14 protein-coding genes are annotated in these 17662 nt (G+C 32.9%); 3 read left to right on the top strand and 11 right to left on the bottom strand.

The features are described from left to right. Positions 1-38: 38 nt before the first annotated feature. Positions 39-1400 (top strand): aspartyl protease family protein, encoded by a 1362-nt coding sequence (locus EIG86_RS05380; RefSeq protein WP_127845136.1) that lies wholly within the window; start codon positions 39-41, stop codon positions 1398-1400. Here the strand turns inward: EIG86_RS05380 and EIG86_RS05375 are convergent. Then, on the bottom strand, positions 1397-1771 hold the full coding sequence (locus EIG86_RS05375) for a DUF1573 domain-containing protein (RefSeq protein WP_127845135.1): 375 nt from the start codon (positions 1769-1771) through the stop codon (positions 1397-1399). The genes EIG86_RS05380 and EIG86_RS05375 overlap by 4 nt on opposite strands. A gap of 130 nt (positions 1772-1901) precedes the next feature. Here EIG86_RS05375 and EIG86_RS05370 point away from each other — a divergent pair, with 130 nt between their 5' ends. Then, on the top strand, positions 1902-4529 hold the full coding sequence (locus tag EIG86_RS05370) for a valine--tRNA ligase (RefSeq protein ID WP_127845134.1): 2628 nt from the start codon (positions 1902-1904) through the stop codon (positions 4527-4529). 63 nt (positions 4530-4592) lie between these two features. Here the strand turns inward: EIG86_RS05370 and EIG86_RS05365 are convergent, their stop codons facing one another. From EIG86_RS05365 to rsfS, 9 genes are all read right to left on the bottom strand, one after another. Then, positions 4593-6674: an OmpA family protein gene (locus tag EIG86_RS05365; protein ID WP_192901708.1), complete on the bottom strand. Its 2082-nt coding sequence runs from the start codon at positions 6672-6674 to the stop codon at positions 4593-4595. A 10-nt stretch (positions 6675-6684) separates the two neighbouring features. Next, positions 6685-7623, bottom strand: coding sequence for a PorP/SprF family type IX secretion system membrane protein (locus EIG86_RS05360; RefSeq protein ID WP_127845132.1), 939 nt, complete (start codon positions 7621-7623; stop codon positions 6685-6687). Positions 7624-7651: 28 nt separating this feature from the next. Then, positions 7652-10279, bottom strand: a complete 2628-nt coding sequence (locus tag EIG86_RS05355) for a gliding motility-associated C-terminal domain-containing protein (protein WP_127845131.1) — start codon at positions 10277-10279, stop codon at positions 7652-7654. A gap of 186 nt (positions 10280-10465) precedes the next feature. Next, entirely contained in the window at positions 10466-10774 is a 309-nt protein-coding gene (locus EIG86_RS05350; protein WP_127845130.1) for an acyl-CoA-binding protein, read from the bottom strand. Between the two features lie 2 nt (positions 10775-10776). After that, positions 10777-11430, bottom strand: coding sequence for a phosphatidylserine decarboxylase family protein (locus EIG86_RS05345; protein ID WP_127845129.1), 654 nt, complete (start codon positions 11428-11430; stop codon positions 10777-10779). After that, the gene (locus tag EIG86_RS05340) at positions 11420-12220 is read right to left on the bottom strand and encodes a phosphatidate cytidylyltransferase (protein ID WP_127845128.1); all 801 of its coding nucleotides are present in this window, start codon (positions 12218-12220) and stop codon (positions 11420-11422) included. Before EIG86_RS05340 ends, EIG86_RS05345 begins: the two co-directional genes overlap by 11 nt. A gap of 4 nt (positions 12221-12224) precedes the next feature. Beyond that, entirely contained in the window at positions 12225-12827 is a 603-nt protein-coding gene (locus tag EIG86_RS05335) for an LUD domain-containing protein (protein WP_127845127.1), read from the bottom strand. A 149-nt stretch (positions 12828-12976) separates the two neighbouring features. Continuing rightward, positions 12977-15103 carry an ATP-dependent zinc metalloprotease FtsH gene (ftsH, locus tag EIG86_RS05330; protein ID WP_127845126.1) on the bottom strand — a complete coding sequence of 709 codons (2127 nt, stop codon included), beginning with the start codon at positions 15101-15103 and terminating at the stop codon, positions 12977-12979. A 16-nt stretch (positions 15104-15119) separates the two neighbouring features. Then, a complete protein-coding gene (gene rsfS, locus EIG86_RS05325; protein ID WP_127845125.1) occupies positions 15120-15491 on the bottom strand; it encodes a ribosome silencing factor in 372 nt (123 codons plus the stop codon). Between the two features lie 90 nt (positions 15492-15581). Here rsfS and EIG86_RS05320 point away from each other — a divergent pair, with 90 nt between their 5' ends. Then, positions 15582-16313 (top strand): biotin--[acetyl-CoA-carboxylase] ligase, encoded by a 732-nt coding sequence (locus EIG86_RS05320; protein WP_127845124.1) that lies wholly within the window; start codon positions 15582-15584, stop codon positions 16311-16313. 9 nt (positions 16314-16322) lie between these two features. Here the strand turns inward: EIG86_RS05320 and EIG86_RS05315 are convergent, their stop codons facing one another. After that, entirely contained in the window at positions 16323-17423 is a 1101-nt protein-coding gene (locus tag EIG86_RS05315; protein ID WP_127845123.1) for an acyloxyacyl hydrolase, read from the bottom strand. Between the last annotated feature and the right edge of the window lie 239 nt (positions 17424-17662).

The raw sequence follows: 17662 nt of genomic DNA, 5'->3' as shown, positions 1-17662 counted from the left end.
TTTGAATTTTTTTATTTACGATTTACTTATATTTGAATATGATGAGACACTTATTTTTAAAATTTTCACTTATAGTTTCATTATTTACTACTAATTCATCAATTTTAAGTGCACAAGAAACTTTTAAATTCAAAAATGAAAAAAAGCGTGCACTGAATCTTAGATTTCAATCCATTAATAATTTGATTATTCTAAAAGCTAAACTGAATGGGCAAGAATTAAACTTTTTGTTGGATTCAGGTGTTAGCAAAACAGTAGTTTTTGCCAAGGAAATAGATTCTGCCCTTTTGAAAGACTTTTCGTATGTAAATGTGAAAAGTTATGGAAGCAAGATTCCTGTAAAAGCTTACCGAAGTGAAGGCAATAAAGTAGATTTTGGTAAAATTGTTGGACATGACCAAGACATCTATTTTATTGTTGATGAACGAATGAATTTAAGTCAAAAAATTGGTATTAATATTCAAGGAATTATCGGTTATGAATTTTTAAAATCCTTCGTGTTTAGAATCAATTACTTAAAGAATTCCATCAGAGTTTATCAGCATGAAAAATTCAATCGAAACTTAAGAAGTTTTAAAAAATTAGATTTTCGCTTTTACAAAAATAAGCCTCATTTCAAAATGCCAGTTCAATATCTAGATGGACAAAAAGATACTTTGGTCATGTTGATGGATTTAGGTGCCAGCGATTCATTTTGGGTGTTTGAAGACGAAAAACGTAAAGCACCAAAAGCTTCGTTTACAGATATAGTTGGTTATGGTTTAGAATCACCCATTTACGGTAAACGTAGTAAACTTCAATCTGCAAAGATGGCATCTGTAGTGTTTGAATATCCGCGCGCTTCTTTTGTTGATGAATCAGATAAATTGAAAGTTTCAGTAGATGATTTTAAAAATGGATTGGTTGGTGGAGAAATTCTGCGAAGATTCAAATTGTTCCTCAATTACAAAACAGCTTCAATTTATTTGAAACCCAATCAAAATTTTGACGATACTTTCAATTATGATCGGAGTGGTTTGATTTTAACCTATTCAGGAAAGAAAATAAAAACTTACAAAGAACAGGTTCGTGTATTTTCAAAACCAGATGAAGTCAATACAGGTTATAATCAATATAAAAATGAGCAGAAATTTAAAATTCGCTATCAAGTTACAGATGTGTTGAGTGTAGAAAACATCAGACCAAATTCTCCAGCATCTCAAAAAGATATCCAAATCGGTGATCAATTACTTTCTATAAATGGTAGTTCTGTAGATAAAATGGATTCAAAAGAAATTATAAAAAGATTAAGTCAGGAATCAGGTACTAAAATCAAGTTGAAATTACTAAGGCAAAGCAAGATTTTAAAAAGAGAGATTATTTTAGAAAATCAGTTTGATGCTTTTGAAAAAATGAATTAACTTTTTGGTAAAACTCGACCTCTTAGTTTCAACGCTTGTGCAGAATTTTCAGCATCAGAAAATACGGTTACGGTACTTCTAATTGGACCTTCACAATTAGTGTCGTAAGTCAGTTTTATCTGTCCACTTTCTCCAACAGCAATTTCTTTTTCTGTTTTTTCTGAAGAAATACAGTCGCCAGTAGATTGGATATTTAAAATTTTTACGCTTTTCTTACCATTATTTGTAAATGTAAAAACAGCTTGAACTTTATCTCCAGAAGCCACTTGGCCGAAATCGTAAATCGTTGATTTAAAATCCATAGTGCCTTTGTCTTGAGCTGAAGTAAAAGCACTCAAAGTGAATAAAAATATGATTGTAAAGTTTTTCATAAAACTAGATTGGACGTTAAAGATAATAGAACTTTACCTTTTTTCAAAATTTTAATATTATCAAAATTTAAACTTTTCAGATTGTCCAGTTATCAGTAATTTTGCCGACTTAACAAATTAGGTTTTGACTATGTCTAGCAATTTAAATTATAATTCAAAAGAAGCGGAACAAAAATGGTATGACTACTGGATGAAATACGATTTCTTTCATTCTGAAGTCGATGATAGAGAACCATATACCATCGTCATTCCACCACCAAATGTAACTGGAATTCTGCACATGGGACACATGCTAAACAACACAATTCAAGATGTGTTGATGCGTCGAGCCAGATTGCTAGGTAAAAATGCCTGCTGGGTTCCAGGTACGGATCACGCTTCCATTGCTACAGAAGCCAAAGTTGTTGCCAAATTGAAATCTGAAGGCAAATCCAAAAATGATATTTCCAGAGAAGAATTTTTGGAACATGCCTGGGACTGGACTAATGATTACGGCGGAAGAATCCTAAACCAGTTGAAAAAACTCGGTGCTTCCTGCGATTGGGACAGAACAAAGTTCACTTTGGATGACGACATGTACGAATCTGTCATCCAAACTTTTATCGATTTATACAACAAAGGTTTGATTTATAGAGGTTTCCGAATGGTAAATTGGGACCCTGAAGCCAAAACCACACTTTCTGATGAAGAAGTGATTTATGAGGAAAAACAAGGACAACTTTATTACGTATCTTATCCAGTTGAAAATTCTGACGAAAAACTCACAATTGCTACCACAAGACCAGAAACTATTTTTGGGGATTCAGCAATTTGTATCAATCCAAACGACGAGCGCTTTTCTCATTTGAAAGGAAAAAAAGCGATCGTTCCTGTTGTTGGAAGAAGCATTCCAATTATTGAGGACGAATATGTTGATATGGAATTCGGGACTGGTTGTTTGAAAGTGACACCAGCGCATGATGAAAATGATAAAATGTTGGGAGACAAGCACAATTTGGAAGTTTTTGATATTTTCAATGACGACGCTACGCTGAATAGTTTTGGTTTGCAATACGAAGGTCAAGATCGTTTTGAAGTCAGAAAAGCTTTTGTCAAACAATTGAAAACTGAAGGATTTTTAATTAAAACTGAAAACTACACCAATAAAGTTGGTACATCAGAGCGTACTAAAGCAGTCATAGAGCCAAAACTTTCTGACCAATGGTTTTTGAAAACAAAAGATTTGGCAGAACCCGCTTTAAAAGCTGTTTTGGAAACTGAAGAGGTTAATCTTTTCCCGAAAAAGTTTGAAAATACTTACCGTCACTGGATGGATAACATCAGAGATTGGAACATATCGAGACAACTTTGGTGGGGACATCAAATTCCAGCATTTTACTATGGTGATGACAAAAACGATTTTGTGGTTGCTAAAACAAAAGAAGAAGCTTTAAAACTTGCTCAAGAAAAATCAGGAAAGGATTTAAAACTTACTGATTTAAAACAAGATGAAGATGTTTTGGATACATGGTTTTCATCATGGATTTGGCCAATGAGTGTTTTTGACGGCATCAGAAATCCAGATAATAAAGAGTTCCAATATTATTATCCAACGAACGATTTGGTGACTGGTCCAGATATTTTGTTTTTTTGGGTTGCCAGAATGATTATGGCAGGCTATGAATACACAGGAAAACGCCCGTTTGAAAATGTTTATCTCACCGGTTTGGTAAGAGATAAAAATCGTCAAAAAATGTCGAAATCTCTTGGGAATTCTCCAGATGCCTTGGGTTTAATAGATGAATTCAGCGCCGATGGTGTTCGTGTAGGTTTGTTGCTGAGTAATGCAGCAGGAAATGATTTGCTTTTTGATGAAGCACTTTGTCAGCAGGGAAAAGGTTTCAGTAATAAAATCTGGAACGCTTTCAAATTGATAAAATCTTGGGAAATAAGCGAAGAAATAGAACAACCTGAATCTTCTCAAAAAGCCATAGATTGGTATCAATCCGTATTTCAACAGAAACTCCGAGAATTGGAAGATCATTATGGTAAATATAGAATTTCAGATGCGTTGATGACAAGCTATAAGCTGGTTTGGGATGATTTCTGTTCTTGGTTTTTAGAAATTATAAAACCTGGCTACGAGCAACCAATAGACCAAAAAACTTATGAAGCTGCAATAGCTTTATTTGAAGATAATTTGAAAATTCTGCACCCGTTTATGCCTTTTGTTACTGAAGAAATTTGGCATCAGATTGCGGATAGACATCCTTCTGAAGCACTTACAGTTTCATTTTGGCCAAAAATGACAGAATTTGATGAACAAATAATCAAAGATTTCAGTTTTGCAGCAGATGTGATTTCAGGAATTAGAACCATCAGAAAAGACAAAAATATTGCTTTCAAAAATGAAATCAATTTAGCGGTCATCGATAACGAACCCTTTACCAAAGATTTGGATTCTATAATCTTAAAAATGGGAAATATCAATCATTTGGATTATGTGAATGCTCCGGTTGATGGCAGCTTGACGTTTAGAGTGAAATCTAATGAATATTTTATTCCGGTTCAGGGCGCGATAGATGTTGAAGCTGAAAAAGCAAAACTTCATGAAGAATTGACTTATTATCAAGGCTTTTTGAAATCGGTTGAGAAAAAATTATCTAACGAGAAATTTGTTAATAATGCTCCAGAGCAAGTCGTTAATATTGAAAAGCAGAAAAAAGCAGATGCTGAAGCACAAATAGAAACTATTCAGGCGAGTTTGGAGAGTTTGTAAATTCCTTTACTCTAATTTTTAAAAAGCAAAATCATAAAACTGATTTTGCTTTTTTCTTATGATTTATTCTGTGAATGATAAAATTTCAAATTCACATCTTCTATTGATTTCGTGTTGTTCTTCTGTGCAGGATTCTTCAGTTTCACAATGAATAATCGGCTGGCTTTCTCCGTAACCTTTAGCTAATATTCTGTTTCTGTCGATGCCTTGACTTTCAAAATAATCTAAGACAGAATTAGAGCGTTTTAGGGATAATTTTTGGTTGTATTTCACATTGCCACGAATATCTGTGTGCGTACCAATTTCTATTTTCATCTCTGGATATTTCTTAAGAATATCTACAACTTTGTTGAGTACAACTCTTGATTCTTTCCGAATATACCACAAATCATAATCGAAATAAATTGGTTCTGTTTTTATAAAAATACGCTGATTTTTTTCAATGATATTTGGTTCATCGGTCATGATTTTTTGCTTTGCCGCACGTTCAATTTTCGCTTTGCGTTCAGCTTCAGCTTGTTTTTCAGCTTTGATTTTTTCAGCCAATTTCGCTTCTCTTTCGGCTTCTTTTTTTGCCTGTATCTTTTCAATTTCAGAAGGCGAAATCAGAAAAAGATCTACATTATTTTCTTTTTTCCGAACGTCATTTGTTCTGAAATTTTTAGAATCCCCTTCAAAATCAGTTTTATTTGCGGTGATGGTGTAATTTTTTTCACATTCAATTTTGAATTCAAAAACTCCGTCTTCTCCTGTTGTGAAAGTTTCTATGATTTCATCATCAGCAATCAATTCAATTTTTGTGTTGGGTAGAATTTCATTCGTGATTTTATGTAAACTTTTTCCTGAAATTAATTGATAGCAGTCTTCAATGATTAATTCTTTGGTTTCTTTGAACTTGTAAATATCGTCACTTCCTTGACCAGATGGTCGATTTGAAGAAAAATATCCATCCTTGTCTTTTATAAGATAAAATGCAAAATCATCATAACCAGAATTTACAGGTTGTCCTATATTGTCTGGTTTTTGAAATTCACCATTTTCAGTTTTACTTAGAAAAACATCCAAAAGTCCAAATCCAGGATGACCATTTGAAGAAAAATAGAGGTCGCCTTCTTTCGAAATAAATGGAAATTGTTCTCGATGATTGGTGTTGATTTCAGCACCTAAATTTTCAGGATTTTCAAAGTTTTTGGTATTTACTTTATACAAATCAAAACTTCCGAATCCGCCAGGTCGATCGGATGAAAAATACAGCGTTTCCTCATCATTACTCAAAGCCGGATGTTCAGTAGAAAACGAATCGCTATTGATTGGGAGTGAAGTTAGGTTTGTCCATTTGCCGTTGACCAATTCTGCTTTGTAAATTTGTAGATGATTTATTTTTTCGTTGTCTGTGTTTTTTTCGTTATTAAAATAATTATTTCTTGTGAAATAAATGGTTTTGCCATCTTTGGTAAAAACTGCCGAAGATTCATGAAAACGTGTTGAGATTTCATTTGAAAGTAATTTAGGTTTTACGTCAAGATTTTCTTTTGGAATACTATATAAATTTAAGTAGGTCATAGCATTCCAATGAAATATTTTATTGAAAATACCTTTTGCCTTCTTGTTAGCTGCATACACCAACAAACTGTCTTGATAAATGCTTGTGCTGAATTCTGAAGTTTCAGTGTTTATCGATAAATTTTCAATTTCAAAACGGTCTCCGATTGCTTCAACATTATCCAAATATTTGAGTTTTGATTCAAATGCTGCCAATTCATTCTCATTATGAATCAACTTTGTTTTGTACAACTCATTTGCTTTTTCATATTTTCCTAAAGCTTTGAATGTTTGAATCATTCTGAAATTGGCTTCAGAATTCATTTTATTTCGATGCAATCTGTTCAATTTTGAATACATCAATTCTGCATTTTCAAGGTCGTAAGTGTAAAAATAAGCATCTGCTAATTTCAGCATGGATTCAAAATCTTCGTCATTATGTTTTAGGTATTTTTCATAAATGGGAATTGCTTTTTGATAATATGTGTTTTCAAAGTATCGATCTGCTGTGAAAGTTGAAAATTTGTTTTGTGCAGAGGCTAAATTTATTGCTGTCAACCCAATTATGAAGCTTAGAATGATATGTTGAGATTGTAATTTCATAGGATTTGGTTTAAAAGAATCTTGGCGATTTGTCATAACCTTTGTTGAAATTCAGATTGAAAAGTATAAATATTTCATGCGATCCTGAGTTGAAATTTCCAAGATTGGTCGTCGTGTAATCATAGGCATAACCAATATGAAGGTTTGGCGTTATGCCGAATTTGGCGAGTCCGCTAAACGAATCGTCGTAGCGGTAAGATACGCCGAGTTCAAATCTGTCTCTAAATAAAATATTTGTAGAAAAATCAAACATCGGCGGAACACCTTCAACCGTTCTTGCCATAAATGAAGGTTTGATTTTAAAATTTTTATCAAGATCAAAAACATAACCACCGGTGAGGTACATATGGATGGCTTCTTGCCCCAACCGTTGAACGCCATCAATGGTATTCAGATGTTTACTGTTGAGTAAATTTGGCGTGGAAAAACCAACATAATAATCGTTTGTATAAAAATAAATACCAGTTCCAAAATTTGGAAATACACGATTTAGGTTCTCGCTAAACGCCGGATCTGTGTTTACTGCGCCACTTTCTAGCTGAAAATCATTGAAATTTGTATTCAAAAACGTTGCGCCAGCTTTAATTCCAAAAGATAATTTGTGTGTTTGTGACAAATTCAGAATGTAAGCAAAATCTGCGTAAATATTGTTTTCTTTGAGCGCGCCGTCACCGATGTCATCATTGACGAAAGATAATCCTGTTTCGATTTTATTACTGACTGGCATGTGGGCGAAAAACGTATTCGTAATTGGACCGCCAACCGCGCCAACCCATTGAGATCTATGGAAAGCACCAAAGTTGATTATTTCTGGAGTTCCAGTGGCATAGGCTGGATTGATGACACTCATGTTGTAAGTATATTGCGTAAAACCCGGATCTTGCTGTGCCCGAATATTTGAAAAGCAACACACAAAAATTACAAGAAAGCTTTTTAGAATATTTTTCATGAAGTTTATTTCTGAAATAAAAGTTTAGTTATCGGTTGAGGTAAAGTCTGCCTTGTTCAGATGAACGATTATTTTTATTGAAATGCAATACATAAAAGTAAACGCCATTTGGTGCAACGCCGTTCATCAGCGCATCGTCTTCGGTAGATTCTCCATTCCAACTCGGTTTATCCTTATTTCCTTTGAAAAGGAGTTTTCCATAACGATTATAAATTTCAAATTCATAACTGGGATAAATGAATTCTATATCTAAAATCCTGAAAACATCATTGACGCCGTCTCCATTAGGTGAAAATCCATCTGGAACTAAGAATTCATAATTTTCAGAATCGCAATTGTTCAAACTCACAGTAATTTCAACTGCAAATGTAGATTCACAGCCAGTAACGGGATCGGAAACAATGCCATAATAACTTTGATTATTCATTAATAAAGTTTCATCTGAGAGAGAGTTTCCGTCAATTTCATCTAACCAAATAATATTGTAATTAGAAAATTGATCAGTATTTAGAGATAAATCTTGAATTTGGGGTTCATCTGAACCACAAAACTCATTGCCTTCAGAAATCATTGTTAAATTTGGAACTTCGTTGATAATTATTGAAACAGGCGTTTTATCTGAAATACAATTATTTTCATTCGATTGGGCTAACCAATATTCACCTTCGGTTAAAGCAATATTATCTGACAGCGGAAGTGTTGAATTTTGACTATCATACCAAAAATAATTAACGCCATTCGGAACTAAATCTGAAATTTGATTCTGATCAACTTCACAAAATTCTTGCAATAAATCTGTATTTGGCGGCGGTGGAATTTCATAGATTTCAAAATCTGTATTGTTGTTTAAAATTATATTGCATTCAGAATCTAAATTTGTGATGCTAACAATTTCAATATTGTAATTACCTTCTGTTAGAAAATTGTTTCCGGATAAGACAAATCCTGAAGAACCATTGTCAACTTGAAGTGAAATCACATTGCCAAAATTTTCTGAACCTGTGATTTCATATTCTATTTCAATATTATTCAGATTAGATAAATTGGAAAGTGAAATGCTTAAATCCTCACCTAAACAAACATTATTTACTGAAATATTGATATTTGATTCGGGGATTTCATAGATTTCAAAATCATCTGATAAATCTGGAAATTCTGTACAAAACTCGTTGCTGATATTTGTAGCTGTAAGTGTATGATTTCCAGCGTTTGTAAATAAGTTACTATCAATTTCAAAACTTGCTTGTCCGTTTACAAAGATTAAGCCTTCAGTTTGATTCAATAATTCATTTGCGCCAGTAATGTTGTACTCGAGAGTAAAGTTTTCATCAAAATTAGGATCTGGACTAGTTACGGTGACAGTTACATTTTCACCAAAACAAATATTTTCGATTTCAAGTTCCAGATCTTCAATTTCAATCTCATAAATTTCAAAAGTATCTTCCAATTCAAAAATTATATTACAAATCAGACCGTCAGGATCGCTTGACATTCCAAGACCTGTGATTGAAATTGTGTATTCACCTGGGGTTAGGTTAAAATTTGGATTTAAATTGAAAGAAGTTGGATTAGCAATTTCTACTTGAGTTTGTCCTTGAAAAAAATCTGGTCCTGCAATTTCGTATTGCAAGACTAAACTATTACTCGGTAAATCTTCTAATAGGGGGAGATTCACTATTTCAGCAAAAATTCCACTTGGATTTAATTCATTTATACAAAAAGAATCAACATTCAATTCAGCATCAGAATAATCTATTTCTCTGTAAATTTCAAATGTAACCATAGTAATCACTGGATCACATATGGGGTGGCTTGGGTTGGCGTTAAAATTAAAAATGTAAATACCATACCCGAAATTGTTGTAAATTTCTTGAAGATTTATTACAGAATCTTCGTTGTTTTCAATCTGAGAAGTGCCTGAAGCTTCAAACCAGTTTCCATTGTAATTTCCAGAAAGGTATTGATTCAAGTCAACATTTGTGAATTCTTGCAACTGCTCTTCACCACATATAACCATTTCTGAAGATTCACCAGGATCAATTATAGGGTGTACTGTAAGTTCTACAGTAGCGGTTTTTTCAGAACAATCTCCAACGGCCGGAACTGTATAAATAAATGTGTATGTTCCTGGTTCTGGAACTGTAGCATTAAATGTGTTTTCGCTTAAACCGCCAGTTCCATTAACATCTGTCCATTCTCCAAAAAAATGTGGATTTGGGCTGCTGCTAATAAATTGATATAAGTTTACGCTTGTGTCGTCTTCGCAAGCATTTGCAGTAAAATTATCTGTACCTGGATAACCGCCAACAATGAGCGCAACAGAGGCTGTGTCTATCCCACAGTTGTCGTTTTCAACAGTATAGTTAAAAACATAGGTTCCACCTTGAATTAAATTCCAAATATTGACAATCCCTTGATCTTGGTTAACGAAAATATTAACGTTACTTTCCCAAGTTCCTCCCGTTTCAGGGTTACCATTTAATAAATTGAATAAATTAAGATTTTGATTTTCGGGATCAGTGATGTCGCAAATGGTTACTGAAGCATTACTTCCTGCGCATTGTGCATTTAAATTTTGAATAGTAAATAATGAAAAAATTAGATAAAAAAACAGAAATGGATTTGCCACCTTTGGTAGATTAAATGGTATTCTCATAATAGATTTTGAAGGGTGTGAAGTTAGCGTTTCAGTTTTAAAGGTCTTGTTTTATAATACATGACTCTCAAAACTAGCTAATTTGTTAATAAAATCACTACGAAACATTATAAATTTCTGTTTGAAGCTAAATTTTTAAAAGTGTTAGAAGAATAACTTTTATTAATAGTTAGATTTACTAAAGCGTTATTTTTCTAAATCAAACTCTCCATTCAGGTGTTTTTGGGCAAGTTTGATGTATTCTTTTTTTGCTTGTTTTTCAGAAATAGTTTTAACTTGGAATAAAGCATTTGCTTTAAATGCATTTACAAGTTCTTCCCCATTCATAGGGTTGTGAGTAACATTGAGTTGATTATCTCGTGTAGCATGTTTGTAAAAAGCGTAGAAATATAGTAAAGTATCCTGTGGAAATTTTCTTTTGGTACGACTTACTTTTTGATAAGCTTTAAAAAATAAATGGTCAAGCTCGCTTTCTGTTAAGTTGTCCAATTCCATAATTATTCAACTTTTGAAATTACAGATATACCGCCTTTAACAACTTCATTAATTTTCACATCTACCTTAGAGTTTGCTGGAAGAAAAAGATCAACTCTAGATCCAAATTTGATGAAACCAGAATCACTTCCCTGTAAAACTTTCTGGTTTTCAGAAGCATAATTAACAATACGTTTGGCTACAGCACCCGCAATTTGTCTGTATAAAATATTGCCAAAATTCTCTGTTTCCAGCACAACTGTAGTGCGCTCGTTTTCTTCACTAGATTTTGGATGCCAAGCAACTAAAAATTTGCCAGGATGATACTTGCTATACAAAATTCTTCCACTGACAGGGTATCGAGTAACATGAACATTCAATGGCGACATGAAAATTGATACTTGTAAACGTTCTTCTTTTAGAAATTCAGACTCATATACTTTTTCTATAGCGACAACCTTACCGTCAACTGGTGCCAAAATATGTTTGTCATTTTTTGGTGAATTTCGTTTTGGGTTTCTAAAAAACTGAGCTACTAATATGAATAGTACCAAAGTAATTCCAAATACACTATAAATGACAATATCGTTTTCAAAATAATGATTTATTAAGAAATTGATTATGATGAAAACAACAAATGTTGTCAATAAAATTTTAAAACCTTCTTTATGAAACATAATCTATTAAAAGTAAAAATATAAATACAAATGTACTAGAAAAAAGCATACTATCCATTCTGTCGAAAATTCCACCATGACCAGGCATGATTTTTCCACTGTCTTTTACATCTGCTTTTCTTTTAAATTTGGACTGAACCAAATCTCCTAAAGTGCCGAAGACACTTATTATTACTGCTAAAATTAGCCACGCCCACCAATTTAAAATATCTATGTAAATAAAAATTAAATAGCCCATAATCATTGTGAAAATAGCGCCACCTATAAAACCTTCTATAGTTTTTTTTGGTGAAATTCTTTCAAAAAGTTTTCGTTTACCAAAGCTTTTTCCCACTAAATACGCAAAAGAATCATTTGTCCATATCAACACAAAAGTGCCTACTAAAACGTATTCATAATTAGGCTTATAAACCGGAATCATAGTCAGGAATATAATCGAAGGAACGATATAAAACAATGTCAGTAAATGCTTTCTTCCATCGAATAATGGTATTTCTGACAAGGTAAAGAGGTCTCTTAGCAAAAAAACTTTTACAAATAAAGTCATTGCCAAATAGGCTATAAGAAGTGGTAAATATATTTCTGTAAAATTAAAATAGTAGAGTAGTACGACTAAAGAAATATAGGAAATAATATTTCTGAAGCCAAGCAATTTTTGAAACTCCCTCAAACAAATGAAGCCGACTATTACAAAAAAAACAAGAAGTGCATAGTGACTTAAAAATGCAGTGCTTACAATTATTATTATATATAAAGCACCTGTTATGCTCCGTTTAAGAATTTCACTCATAAATTTATAGGTCTTCTACAAGTAGCAAGTACAAATTTTTAGGCGTACTTCCATAACTCATAAAATCAGATTCTTCTTTGTCTTCAAATGTTTTAAGTGTGGTAATATTGGTAGGAATTCTATTCTTATGTTTGCGTTTTATTTTTTGCAAACCTTCACCGATAGTTTCAAGTAATTGACTAGTGTAAGCAATAATTATAAAATCGTAAGGTAAATCTGCTAATTTTTTGTCACCTATTTGGCTAGAACTAATTAAAATTGCACCAGTATTTGCAATTAAGAATTCACAACCTGCAAGGAAAAAACTAGCGTTGTTATTTTTGGAAAACGTCAGCCTAGTATGTTCAAATTTTTCTTTCAGTTTTTCATTATGACAATACACTTCAGCTTCTTCCCAGTGGTTTTCATTTAAAATTTCATTAAAAGTAATTCGTAGTTCATTTTCATTTTCACAATACAGGAATTTACCACCATTATTTCTGAAATTATTGGTGAAGGCTTCATCAACTGGAAGTTTGGGTTCTGGCATGAATTTGCTCTGTTCATTTCTGTCAGAGTTTTCATCATCTTTAGTTTCTAAACCTAACAAACGTTTCAAGAAGTTCATATATTGACCATAAATTATTTAAATATAAATCACCAATTCAAATATAAAAAAAACTTGCATCTGACTCCTGTCAAATGCAAGTTTTTTAGGTAAAACATGGGAAATATCTTAATTTTTATCCCTTTTTTTAAGCTTGTTAAGTCTTTTAACTAACTTTTCATCTCGTTAGCTTCTTTTGAGTTTTTATCTTTATTTTCTGAAGAAGAATCTTCTGAAGAAATATTTTCGTTTTTTGGACGATCTTGGTCAGACTCTTTTTTTAACTCTTCAGACTCTTTTTTATCACTTTTATTCTTTAATTTCTGAGCACTTGTCGCAGCCATTTCTGGCTTTTTAAAAGGTCTTTCTCCAAAAATATCAACTAAATCGTCTTTGAAAATAACTTCTTTTTCAAGTAATAACTCTGCCAACTGATTCAATTCTTCTTTGTGATCATTCAGAATTTGAATCGCGCGTTGGTATTGTTCTTCGATAATCTTTGAAATTTCCTCATCAATTAACTCTGACGTCTTGTCACTATATGGTTTTGTGAAGTTATAATCTGACTGACCAGAGGAATCGTAATAAGTTAAATTTCCTATTTTGTCATTGAGTCCGTAAACTGTAACCATAGCTTTAGCTTGTTTGGTTACTTTTTCAAGATCACTCAATGCGCCAGTAGAAATTTTATCAAAAGTCACTTTTTCAGCGGCTCTTCCTCCCATCGTGGCACACATTTCATCAAGAATTTGCTCTGTTCTTACAATTTGCCGTTCTTCTGGTAAATACCATGCAGCGCCTAGTGATTGACCACGAGGTACAATCGTAACTTTAACCAAAGGTGCAGCATATTCTAACATCCAGCTCACTGTAGCGTGACCTGCTTCGTGATAAGCAATAGCTTTTTTCTCCTCCAGCGACATGATTTTGTTTTTCTTTTCCAAGCCTCCGACAATTCTGTCAACTGCATCAAGAAAATCTTGCTTACCAACAGCTTTACTGTTATTTCTAGCGGCAATTAGTGCAGCTTCATTACATAAGTTGGCAATGTCTGCACCAGAAAATCCTGGTGTTTGCTTAGCAAGAAACTCTGTATCTACTTCGTTGTCTATTTTCTTAAGCGGTTTTAAATGTACTTCAAAGATTTCTTCTCTCTCTCGAACATCTGGCAAGTCAACATAAATTTGCCTGTCGAATCTACCAGCTCTCATCAGTGCTTTATCCAAAACATCAGCACGGTTTGTAGCAGCGATCACAATAACATTTGTGTTTGTGCCAAAACCATCCATTTCTGTTAATAATTGATTCAGCGTATTTTCTCTTTCATCGTTAGAACCTGACATATTGCCTTTTCCTCGAGATCGACCGATTGCGTCAATTTCATCTATAAAAATAATAGAAGGCGACTTTTCTTTAGCTTGTTTAAATAAATCTCTAACTCGAGAAGCACCGACTCCAACAAACATTTCTACGAAATCTGACCCAGAAAGGGAGAAGAAAGGCACGCCAGCTTCACCTGCTACAGCTTTTGCCAATAATGTTTTTCCTGTTCCTGGAGGGCCAACAAGTAAAGCACCTTTAGGAATTTTACCTCCTAGATTAGTATATTTATCAGGAAATTTCAAGAAGTCCACAATTTCTTGAACTTCGTCTTTAGCGCCTTCTAACCCAGCAACATCTTTGAAAGAGGTTTTGATATCTTTCTTTTCGTCAAAAAGTTTGGCTTTAGATTTTCCAATATTGAAAATCTGACCACCTGGTCCACCGCCGCCACCTTTACTCATGCGCCTCATAATGAAAATCCAAATTCCTACGATGATAATTATCGGCAATAAACCAATTAAAATATCACTCATGTAATTTGAACGCGTATCAAAATAAACACTTGTATTTAGATTGTTCTCTTTTTTTATTTTTTCAATGGTATTTTCAAAATTCTGAAGATCACCGAATTCAAATTCATAATCTGGACTCTCAGAACCTGCAAAAACCTGATCTTCTGAAGTTGATTTATGTTCTGGTTTTTGCTTGGCTTCCTCGGTTAAGAATACTTCGGCAACTCTAGCATTTTTGATAATATTCACTTTTTCAACATCACCGTTTCTTAAAAATGATTCAAATTCTGCCGGACTTGTTTTATTAGGTTCGCTGAATCCACTACCGCCAAAAAATTGAACACCTAAGAAAATGACAATTATGCCAATATAAATCCAATAAGAATTGAATTTTGGTTTCTTAGGTTCTTTTCTATTGTTGTTACTATTGTTTGGTCTATTTTCTGCTGTTTTTTTAGCCATTATATTTCACTAAAAATTAATAATTTGTTTCTACTGAAGTTATCTTCGCATCTCCCCACAAGCTTTCAATATCATAATATTCACGAGTTTTTTTCTGGAAAATATGAACTACAACATCAACATAATCCATTAGTACCCATTCGGAATTTTCTAAACCTTCGACGTGCCAAGGTTTGTCTTTTAGTGCTTTACTGACAGCTTTTCTAACAGAGCTTTCTATAGCGTTCACCTGAGTGTTGGAATTTCCAGAACATACAACGAAATAATCGCAAACTGTATTTTCTAATTCTCTGAGGTCTATAATGTCAATATTATCTCCTTTTACGTCTTCAATACCTTGTATAATATAGGTAATAAGTTGATCTGAATTTTTATTATTCAATGTCATTAAATTATTTTAAACTTTAACGCAAAAATAGGTTTTTAATCCTTTTTTTTGCCACACTTAACAAAAGATTATTCGATATTTAGCTAGGTTATGAAAGTTGTCAAAGTTGATGCCACAAGTTCCACTAATAGCTTTTTAAAAGAGTTCGTAAAGTCCCATTCTGAAAAGAAAATGTTTTGCGTTGTAGCTCATCACCAAGTAGAAGGTAGAGGGCAGCGAGGAACGGTTTGGCAGTCAGAAGCTGGTGAAAACCTGACCTTTAGCGTGTATTTTCCTGGTTTAGAATCTATTCATAAAGAGACTTTTAAATTAAGTGCTTTAGTCGCTATGGCCTTAAAAAAAGTATTGACAAATTATGACATTCCTAAACTTTCTATCAAATGGCCAAACGACATCTTGTCACGTCAATTCAAAATAGGAGGTATTCTTATTGAAAATATGATTACTCAAAATCGACTAGGCGCAAGTATTGTAGGAATTGGTTTGAACGTGAATCAAACTTCATTTCAGAATTTACCCAAAGCGTCTTCGATGAAACTTTTAACCGATGTCACTTATGATCTTGATGTGTTACTGCAAGATATTTTATTTGAATTTGAACAAATTCCTAATCTTTTTAATGAAATGAGTTATAAAAAAGTCATTTCTGATTACTACACTTCACTTTTCAAATACAATAAAGTCACCATGCTTCAATTTCCTGACGATAGTTTAGCGCAAGGACTTATTAGAGGCGTTGATAATTATGGTAGATTGATTGTTGAATTTGAAGAAGATAGGTTAGAGTCTTTTGATATTAAGGAGATTAAGATCAAAATTTAAATTAAATCCCTAAAAAGTATAGCCAATTCTAAAGTCAAAAAAATCAGCTACATGTCGATGAGCTTTCAAATTGAAACCTGCAAAAATATGTTTTGAAAAATTATAGGTCAGCCCATAACGCTGATAGAAATCGTCATTGATTCTGTAGTCATTATAATAATAAATACCTATTTGTTGGCTGAAAGTAACTTTGCCAAGCCAAAATTCGTGTCCCACTAAAGCGGCAGCTTGTGCAAAATTATTGTTTTGATTATTCAGATTTATTTGTTCTTTTCTGGAATAGTCAAAAATCAATTCGGTTCCGCCAGAAACAGCACTTCTTCGGCCAATCCATTTGCTGAATCGTCCTGAAATTCCAAAGACATAAAATTTATCGCGGTCACCAACTTTAGCATTACTCCATCCCGAAAAATGGGTTACTGAAATTCTGGAAAGCTCATTTGGAGGTTTTCTGTTTTCAACTTTTTGAAAATCTGGAAAAACAATTGGCTCCAGGCTTTTATTAATTCTGAAACTAATAGAAGGAAAATTAATTCCTTTATTAGGGGTTTTGATTCCTCCGTTAGAAGTGTGATTGTATTTTGCAAGAAGTCCAATATTCCATTCCTTGGTTAAGCGATAATTGATGCCAACTCCAAGCATGATGGCAAAACTAAAATCTGTACTGTAAGACAAATTTTGAGGATTTTGTTCAGCATCAAAAGGTTTGGTAAGGTAAGTTCCGCCTAAGCCTGCTCTGAAAAATAGATTCATTTTTTTATGAGTTCTGAAGTACGGTTCTACAAAACCCATAGCAATTATACCGTTGCCGAGTATATCTGGATTATCCCAACTCCAATAGGCGAGTTCGACACCAATTCTTGGTAAGCAGTTGCAAAATTCCCAAGCATTTTTTGTCAGGAGCATTTTACTCCATTCCAAGCCAATTCCGACTGGAAATGCATCGTCCAATTCGCGTAAATTTTCTGAATGTTTGAGAATATATCCATAGTCAAAACTCACACCGATTAATGTCGGTTTTTGGTCTATATCTGAACCTTGATTTTGAGACCAAAGTAAAGGAGTAAAGCTTATCGACAATAATAAGGCTATAAGAAATAGCTTTTTCATATAGTTCTCATTAAATGTAATGGCAATTTAAAAATCATAAACTCAAAATATGACGATTTAGTTCTATTTAAACCTTAGGTTTGTATTGATATTATAAAATAGCGGTAATTCAAATTTTTGAAAATTAATAAAAAATAAAATTCAGAAAAAAGTAAAGTTTTTCGCTTAATTATAATTGAATTATCTATATTTGCAAACTTAAAATTTGATTTTAAATAATAATAAAATTAATTAGTCAT

Source organism: Psychroflexus aestuariivivens (assembly GCF_004010055.1).
In the GTDB taxonomy this organism is placed as follows: Bacteria; Bacteroidota; Bacteroidia; order Flavobacteriales; family Flavobacteriaceae; genus Psychroflexus; species Psychroflexus aestuariivivens.
This window is presented reverse-complemented; position numbering and strand designations above follow the sequence as displayed.